This is a genomic window from Verrucomicrobiota bacterium (assembly GCA_016200005.1).
Taxonomy (GTDB): Bacteria; Verrucomicrobiota; Verrucomicrobiia; order Limisphaerales; family PALSA-1396; genus PALSA-1396.
Map to the genome: position 1 here is coordinate 1 of JACQFP010000058.1, position 7,495 is coordinate 7,495.

General features: G+C 58.0%; 9 protein-coding genes and 1 tRNA gene. 4 read left to right on the forward strand and 6 right to left on the reverse strand.

Translation table 11 applies throughout. From position 1 onward, the window contains the following. Positions 1-644 (reverse strand): hypothetical protein (locus HY298_20100; protein MBI3852567.1); only part of this gene is annotated, 644 nt, incomplete at its 3' end. Between the two features lie 117 nt (positions 645-761). Continuing rightward, positions 762-838 (reverse strand) — tRNA-Gly (locus HY298_20105). A gap of 187 nt (positions 839-1,025) precedes the next feature. Between HY298_20105 and HY298_20110 the strand changes: the two genes are divergently transcribed. After that, the gene (locus HY298_20110) at positions 1,026-1,412 is read left to right on the forward strand and encodes a Dabb family protein (GenBank protein MBI3852568.1); all 387 of its coding nucleotides are present in this window, start codon (positions 1,026-1,028) and stop codon (positions 1,410-1,412) included. 233 nt (positions 1,413-1,645) lie between these two features. Here HY298_20110 and HY298_20115 read toward each other — a convergent pair whose 3' ends face one another. Continuing rightward, positions 1,646-2,176 (reverse strand): hypothetical protein, encoded by a 531-nt coding sequence (locus HY298_20115; GenBank protein ID MBI3852569.1) that lies wholly within the window; start codon positions 2,174-2,176, stop codon positions 1,646-1,648. 492 nt (positions 2,177-2,668) lie between these two features. On the opposite strand from HY298_20115, the gene HY298_20120 reads away from it, so the two are divergent. From HY298_20120 to HY298_20130, 3 genes are all read left to right on the forward strand, one after another. Then, positions 2,669-3,100: a hypothetical protein gene (locus HY298_20120; protein MBI3852570.1), complete on the forward strand. Its 432-nt coding sequence runs from the start codon at positions 2,669-2,671 to the stop codon at positions 3,098-3,100. A gap of 46 nt (positions 3,101-3,146) precedes the next feature. Then, a complete protein-coding gene (locus tag HY298_20125) occupies positions 3,147-3,347 on the forward strand; it encodes a hypothetical protein (protein ID MBI3852571.1) in 201 nt (66 codons plus the stop codon). A gap of 183 nt (positions 3,348-3,530) precedes the next feature. Next, positions 3,531-4,775, forward strand: a complete 1,245-nt coding sequence (locus HY298_20130; protein ID MBI3852572.1) for a hypothetical protein — start codon at positions 3,531-3,533, stop codon at positions 4,773-4,775. 14 nt (positions 4,776-4,789) lie between these two features. On the opposite strand, the gene HY298_20135 is transcribed toward HY298_20130, so the two are convergent. The 3 genes from HY298_20135 to HY298_20145 form a co-directional block, all read right to left on the reverse strand. Then, positions 4,790-6,229 carry a hypothetical protein gene (locus HY298_20135; GenBank protein ID MBI3852573.1) on the reverse strand — a complete coding sequence of 480 codons (1,440 nt, stop codon included), beginning with the start codon at positions 6,227-6,229 and terminating at the stop codon, positions 4,790-4,792. Beyond that, complete coding sequence (locus tag HY298_20140) at positions 6,226-6,900, reverse strand: hypothetical protein (protein ID MBI3852574.1); 675 nt, start codon at positions 6,898-6,900, stop codon at positions 6,226-6,228. Before HY298_20140 ends, HY298_20135 begins: the two co-directional genes overlap by 4 nt. 122 nt (positions 6,901-7,022) lie before the next feature. Continuing rightward, positions 7,023-7,313, reverse strand: a complete 291-nt coding sequence (locus tag HY298_20145) for a hypothetical protein (protein ID MBI3852575.1) — start codon at positions 7,311-7,313, stop codon at positions 7,023-7,025. Positions 7,314-7,495 lie beyond the last annotated feature (182 nt).

Below are 7,495 nucleotides of genomic sequence, written 5' to 3' on the forward strand. Positions count from 1 at the left end.
ACACGCCGCGCCGTGCGCACGACCTGGCAAGGGATCAACAGGATCGCCTGGAGAAAGCGCCGGAACTCCATCCGCACCAGTTCCAGTCCCCGTTGGCGGTTGGGCGTCAGCAGCCCATACCAACTCTTGAGATTCCAGGCCAGCGCCGCCATCACCATGGAAGCCCAGTTGCTCAACAGATCGTTGACGGCCACGACATCGGACAGCATCTTGTATTCAACGCCACGACGCCGGGCTTCGTACGAACGGGCAGCTTCAATCAGATGATCTGGGCCGCCAGCAATTTTAGATGCTTCAACAGCACGCGATACCAACGCATCCAGTTCTATTCCTGTCGGGGCTGCCAACTCGACAGCGCGTTCGTATACAAACCGCTCCCTGCCGTCCAAGGTGAGGACGTTCAGAGCGCCGTCGCTCATCTTGAGCACGATCTCCTTGGCACAAGCGAACGCCTCCTCGAAATTGCGGCGCATTCGGCGTCGCCGTTGGCCGTCACAAGGATAGGCGATTGTATAAATCTTTTCCCCCCGATTCTGACCTTCGTAAATCACAACGCTGGCCCCCCTCTTCTGGCGGACTTCCAGCGGGAACACACGTTCCTCCGGCGGTGGTGGCGGTTCTTTCGCTGAATACGTTTTGTTCATACCCAGCTAGAACAAACTTTTCGTCCGTTGAACCTCCTGTTTGTCATGCAGGCGTCATGCAGCAGTTGTATACAACCGCATGGCTCAGCTAAGGGATTGAAAATGAAGAAGAAAGATTGGAGCGAGCGAAGGGATTCGAACCCTCGACACTCACGTTGGCAACGTGATGCTCTACCAGGCTGAGCTACGCTCGCTTCCGAACAGGCTCTGAAAGTAAGAGAATCCGTCTGGATTGCAAGCCCAGTTTTTTTGCAGCCGCGCCATCAGTCGAGAGGAGACACGCTGAACATCATCCGCCAATCCTGCTTCGATCCGGCTTGTCCCCTCTTCCTGAACCGACTACGTTCGACCTAGAATCTAACCACTCGATTGACCATGAAAATGCTGATTGTCACTGGTTGTTGGTTCGTGCTATTGGCCATCTGGATCGTTGCCGCCGCCGCCGGAACTTCTGCGGGCAAGGGAACATTGCGTCACATGGTCGCGTTCAAATTCAAGGAGACGGTCACACCGGAGCAAATAAAACAGGTGGAGGACGCCTTCCGCGCGTTGCGAACCAAAATCCCGCAGATCATTTCGTTTGAATGGGGCACCAACATCAGCCCGGAGAAGTTCGACAAAGGTTTCACTCACGGTTACATTCTCGGATTCAAGAACCCCAAGGACCGCGACAGTTATCTGGCCCATCCGGAACACAAGAAATTCGCTGAATTCGCTGGGCCGTTGCTCGCGGATATTTTCGTGATAGATTTCCAGGTGAAGGATTGAGCGTTCCGAAAGGGAGTAATGGAGTGAGGGAACATTACGGCAACACGCCAATAACCAATTCCTTTTTTGGTGCGCTAGAGAGGACTTGAACCTAGACGAGGGCTGTCGCCAGTTTTCGTAAACGTTCATTTCAACCGCATAAACATTGACGGTTGTTCACTTCTACTATTCTCACAACACGAACGCAATAACACCCAAAACGAAACTTTTTTGTCAGGAATTGTCAGGAGTTTTCAGCCCCTCACCAATCTCACCGCGCCGCTACGGCTTTTGATAACGGCTCCAAATTTCGCCAGCATCGCTTGCGCGAGGTGCGAAATTACAGGGCGGGTGTCGAGTTTCTCGTAGCCGGTCTGCGTCGTGCCGACGTTCTCGTATTTGAATCTTTCACCCGGAGGCGCGGCGGTGCGATCCGCAATCAGAAGTTCACGCGCCATCTCGCACGTCGCATCGACGACGGCTTTGGGCACTACGTTGCTTGCGACGGTGCCGCCGTTCCATCCATCGGCGTCCGGGTCGTGACAAGCTTCACGAGGCCATTGCAAGGCTTGTGTCGCGTGCGCCTTCACGCCGTCGAATTGGCATTGCGAATCAATTAGCCTGGTCGCAAACACCAGCGCTTTTTCTTTGTTGCCGGTGGTAGCGGCGGTCCAGGCCGAGGCGTAGAGATGGGCTTCATGGTAGGCATCGGAGTCAGCAACGTCCGCGTAGGTGTTGGCGTCGGGTTTGCCGGTGCCGTCTTCTTTGATGAGGGTCAGGGGCATGGGTTATGTCCTATGGAAAATGCCTCCTCTCCCTGACCCTCTCCTCCCTCGGGGGAAGAGAGGGTGGGGATACCGCTCAGGCATCTCTCACGCCAACCGCCTCTCTGCGCAGCTTCGCAGTCAGGCGCGGTAGGAAACAAAATGTCCCGACCACGGTGGCCGTGTCCGTCGGCGCATTGCGCGCCAACGAACCACTAATCCGCAATCAGGACGAATCAAACGTAATCCCGCGAAGGAGAGAAGCAAGCGCCCAGCGCGCCGACTAGGTGCGAGGCAAAAGTGGCCGAAGGCCAGAGGGAGGGCCAACTTGGCCTTCAGGTCCGGCTTTTTCTGCTCCGCGTTTCTCTCCATCACCCTCACAAGGCCGCCTCACCGGGGGTGTCTCGTGGTGCCCTCTAAAGATTACTCCCACGGACAAGCCCCGGGTCGGCGACCTGATTTTGTGAAGGGCGACGGACAGAAGACGCACAAGCAGAGCAGAAAAAAAAGACCATGAAAACCAAAACACAAAAATCAAACACCGGGCTCGGGAGCAGATCCGCACAGTCGACCAGTCCGAACACAGCAGCACCGCAGGCACCGGGCACACCGGCGCAGACGGCGAAGCAAGACCATCGCTTGCCGATTGATACAGAGGCCCGGAAGAAAAACCGCACACTCCCAACACCGAAAGTGTTGAACCAACTTTTTACGACGTTGCCGGACGTTTATCGGCTCGCGGAGGTTGTCGGAAAATGGGTATGGGTGGAGTTCAGGGAGACGCCCGCCGCCGAGATTCGGCAGCAGTTGGCGCAGCTTGGTTTCCATTGGAACGGCCAGCGTCAGACGTGGCAGCACCCTTGCGGCAAGTTCAGCTTGGGAAGTCAGGCCGACCCGCATCAGAAGTATTCCAGTTATTTCCCCGCCGACACCCAGCACGCCTGATTCACCAACGGGGCGCGGTTCACCCGCGCTCCATTTCTTCACTACTATGAAATTACGCAGACGCCGCTTGCCCATCCCGCAACACGAGTTTGGCTTTGCACCCGAAGCTTTCAACCTGTTTGCCGAATCGAGTCTCGACGGTGAGCGCATCACCAGAGAGCAGGCCGAGGCAGAGCAGAGACGCCGCACCGCCGATGCCACGCAAGCCGCTTTGTTCAACCAACCCTCTACCCGCAACCCACCGTGATGATGCCGGACGAGAATTGAACCACTCGCCCCGTGGGATGGTCCGACCTATCCCACTTGGGGCACAACATTTTCGCGGCTGAACGCTCGCGTTGTTCAGCCGCGCAGCCATTCGTTCCTGGAAGGGTGAAAAGCTGCGACTTGCCTCTCGATCGCTGGCGCTCCATTATCCCGGCCGACCTGTATGAACCCGAATCTTTCACGGATCGCCATGCTCTTGGTTTTCGCCCCGCTGGCGGGAACTGCCGCCTTCGAGCAGGACCATCGGATCAACGCGCTCGTCTGGCAGTTTGGTACAGATTCCTTTGCCACCAACAACGCATTGGGTGGGGCCTTCACCAGCACCGCTCAGCCACAGTTGCGGCAATCGCTTTCTAACAGCGTTGCCGACGGTTCAATCTCCATTATTTTCACGATGCCCGGGCTGGTTGACCTCACGGGCTCGAATGCGCCTTCGCTCCAGATCGGACTGCTTGACGGCATTCCTTACACTCCGTCCAACAATCCGGTTTCCTATTCGGGGAATTCAGACCTCGATTGGTGGTACTTCAGGGCGGCCGCTTCCGTGGACGCCGATGGCGTCGCGCTCCAGCAAATCGCCGGCTCAATTGTGAATCAGGTGCTCGACGCCGGACCGGAAAGACTCACTATTGGCATGAGAATCGGAAGCATGCCTGCGCCGTTGACCATGTGGAACACTTTTATCAGGGCCACTACGAGCGCGCCCTCCACACTGTTGCAATCCACCAACAACTTGCCGCCGGGACATCGCCCCAGCGAGAACCTCGATCCAAGTTTGAAGAGCTTCTCGACAATGAACGCCGGGCGGGTGAAGGGAAATGTTACGGCTGCTTCGCTGGCCGCCATCCCCATCCCGCAGTCACTACTCCAGTCCAACGATCAAGGCTACACGACGGCCAATACCATGTTGGACGTGATCATCGGAGGGATGACCACTTTCGGGGGACTCATCCAGATTGTAAATCCAACGCAACCGGACAAGTTCGACCCCGCCGCTCCGACCCTTGGGGCTGGACCACCCTACCGCTTCTCGCTCGATGCAGGCACGAAACATGTCAACACGTGCCGAGACAAGAACAACGCAGTTGTCTCGCTGGATGCCGGACTCAATGCTTCGGCGTACTCAGCCTATTACCAGTTCGCGAGCGACCGTGTGATCGCGCTCAAACCTCCGTTGCCGGTCTTGCTGACGGACGTCGGAAAAACCGCGGCGGGTGCTGTTCGCTTCGCGTTTACCAACCAGCCAGATGCGTTTCTGACGGTCTTGTCTGCCACCAATATCACGCAGCCGCCGGCCGAATGGACAATTGTTGGTTCACCTTCACAGATCGCTCCCGGGCTCTTTCAGTTCATCGACTTCGACGCGACCAACCATCCGCAGCGCTTTTACCGCGTCCGCTTTCCGTGAAGCACGCACCCGCCCTACAACCCCCTCAACTTCCGTTGCGTGACGGCTCGCGATTTTGACGCCACCAAATAGCGCAGCGCGTCTGCCGCATCGTCGCCGCCAACGCCTTCCTCGTCGGCGTCAACCTTCAACACATCCTCAGGCCGGTTCGGATCATGTTGCAACGTCGGCAACGTCTCAATCAAACGCCCGCACCGCTTGTGAATGAACAGCGTCGGGCGGATGTCGGCTTCGACAGCCCCCAGGCGTTGCAGGATTTCCGCCCAACTGTTCACGCGATCCGTGTTCGCACAGCGTAAGGTGATGCCGAGCCGCGCATACTGCGCGGCAATCGTCGTGCCGTCGCTTTGACGCGAAAACACATCCGCGCCGGCCACGAACCGTTGCAAATCCGACATCTCCAATGGCCGCGTTTCTTTCGCCCGTTGGCTATTGGCTATCGGCCATTGGCTATTCGCAACACGATGCCTTGCCACCATCGCCTTGATCGCCGCCGAGTGACGTTGCGGCAGCCACAACCGCGCCGCGTGTTCATCCACCACGAACAGATTGCCGTCGCCATCCGTGCAGCCGAGCAGCGCCACCGTGTAATGCGCGAACCCGTAATCCAGGGCGGCGAACCATTCGCGCGCCCGCGTGTCGTCGAAATCCTCGACCACATGCACCTCGCGCCGCAGCATCGTGAAGAACTGGCCCGCCGCAATGTCCCAATCACCGTCCAGCCACGCGCGCTTCTGCCAACCAGTCAGGCTTTCCAGAATCTTCGTGTATTCAGGATTGTTGAACCGATTGTCAGCCACGCGCGCCGGCATAAAGCGCGTCTCCCTTTCGCGCTTCTCAAAAAACGGCAGCACGAACTTCGTTCGATACCACGCATGGCCGACGCCGCCGGGGTTCGTTGTCGAGTAAATGCGCGGACGCCAGTTCGGTTTGGACGTGCGCGAGCAAGTCGAAATGTCCTGATGCTTGCGACTCGACAGCGTCGTGGCTTCCTCGATTCCAATCACGTCGTATTCCAAGCCGAGGTAGGCGTCGATGTCCTTCTCGCTCTGAAAATGCCCGGCGATAATGCGCGAGCCGTTCGCAAATTTCAGCACGCCCCGATACGCCGAAAACTCATGTCTGAGTTTGCCGAAGAGCCGACGGCGCAAGTCCTCGAAGTTCTCCATGTTCGCCTTGCCGACCTTGCGAAGCAGCAAACATTTCAATCCCGACACGCGCTGGCAATCATCCGCGCCCATTTGGGCCAGGAGCCAATGCGATTTGCCGCCGCCACGAGCGCCGCCGTAGCCGATGGCCGTCGGCCCGTCCGGTGCGTCGCACAATCGCGCCGCTGCGCTTGCCGCCAACTGCCGGGGCTGCAAGACGACCCCGGCCATGACCAGTTTTTGCATCTGCGCGGGCGGACAACCCGCCTGCTGGCCCTCCGCCAGATATTTTTCCAGCCACGTCATGCCTTTTTCTCCGTAGCGGCGTCTCGGCAGAGCGCCGCAGACTGAATTTCTACTATCTGCTTTCCACTTTCTGCTTTCTCAATTTCCACCGCCTCCACCTCCACAACATTGGCCGGTGACGATGCCGGGTCTGCTACAGTGGGTGCAGGTTCCACCTGCCCGTAAATCTTTTTGAGCGCGGCCTCCAATTCGAGGCGGATCGGCCCGCCATCTTCGCCGGTCAATTCCGTCTTGTCCGTCAGCAACCCGGACGCGAGCCGACCGAGCTTGGACGCCACCTCCAGCATCCGGGCGATGTCGGACAGATTCGCATAAACCTTTTCGCGCTCCATGTAAGCCGCCAGACCGCGCTTCGCCGCTGCGATGCACGTTTCGTGCATCAGCCATTCCGTTTCGCGGAGGTCTTGCTGGCGCTTGAGCCATTCGGCGCTTTTGCCCCGCGTCAACGCTTCCGTTGTCTCGCGCTCCACGCCGGCCAGATGTGCCGCGGGCGCTTGCACCCGCGCCAGCCAGTCAAACTTGCGCGACCAGCGTTTCATCAGCGGCTCACTTTTGCCCAACTGTTTTCCAACCGCCGCGAGCGACCGCTCCGCGCCCATGCCGAGATAAACGGAGAAGGCTGCGAACGCTTTCGCGCTTTCGTTGGGTTGTTGCTCAAATGTGTGCGGCATACGTCAAAATCCTTCTCCGCAGTAACCGCAGCAACGCTCCTTACTTCCTGAAAAACAGGGTGGTTTTTCAGAATCTTTAACGTGTTGCTGCGGTGGCTGCGTTGCTGCGGAAGTTTGGAATTTCATTGTCGTGTCACGGTGTAAGTTTTCGACTTGAAACCGCCCCCCGCGGCGGAATCATCACGAGCCACATACCGTTCCTCCCGGAACACAGTGAATGCATCTACCTCCACCGTATCCCGCTCTCGAAAAAGCTTTCCCATCACAGAACCAACGACTTTCTTGCCCTTGTCCTCATCAGACCCAGGCCGCACTCCAGGAATCTCAATGTCCGCGCCATCGCAAAGCCCATGAATATCCGTGGCCGTCAGCGCCCGGTCCAGTTCGCCCGCTTCGCACGCCGCCAATACCACTTTGCGCAGCCAGACGAGGGCGGGATTGCTGACTCGCTCCTGTAATACAATGACGAAGGTTCATGCATTTTTGACAAAGAGTTTAGGCGGCCAGAGCCATGAGTTTCTCCACGTCGGCCTGGCGGGCGGCCAGCAACGCCGTCACGATCTGCCGGCCTTGGCGGGTCAATTGATATCGGTAG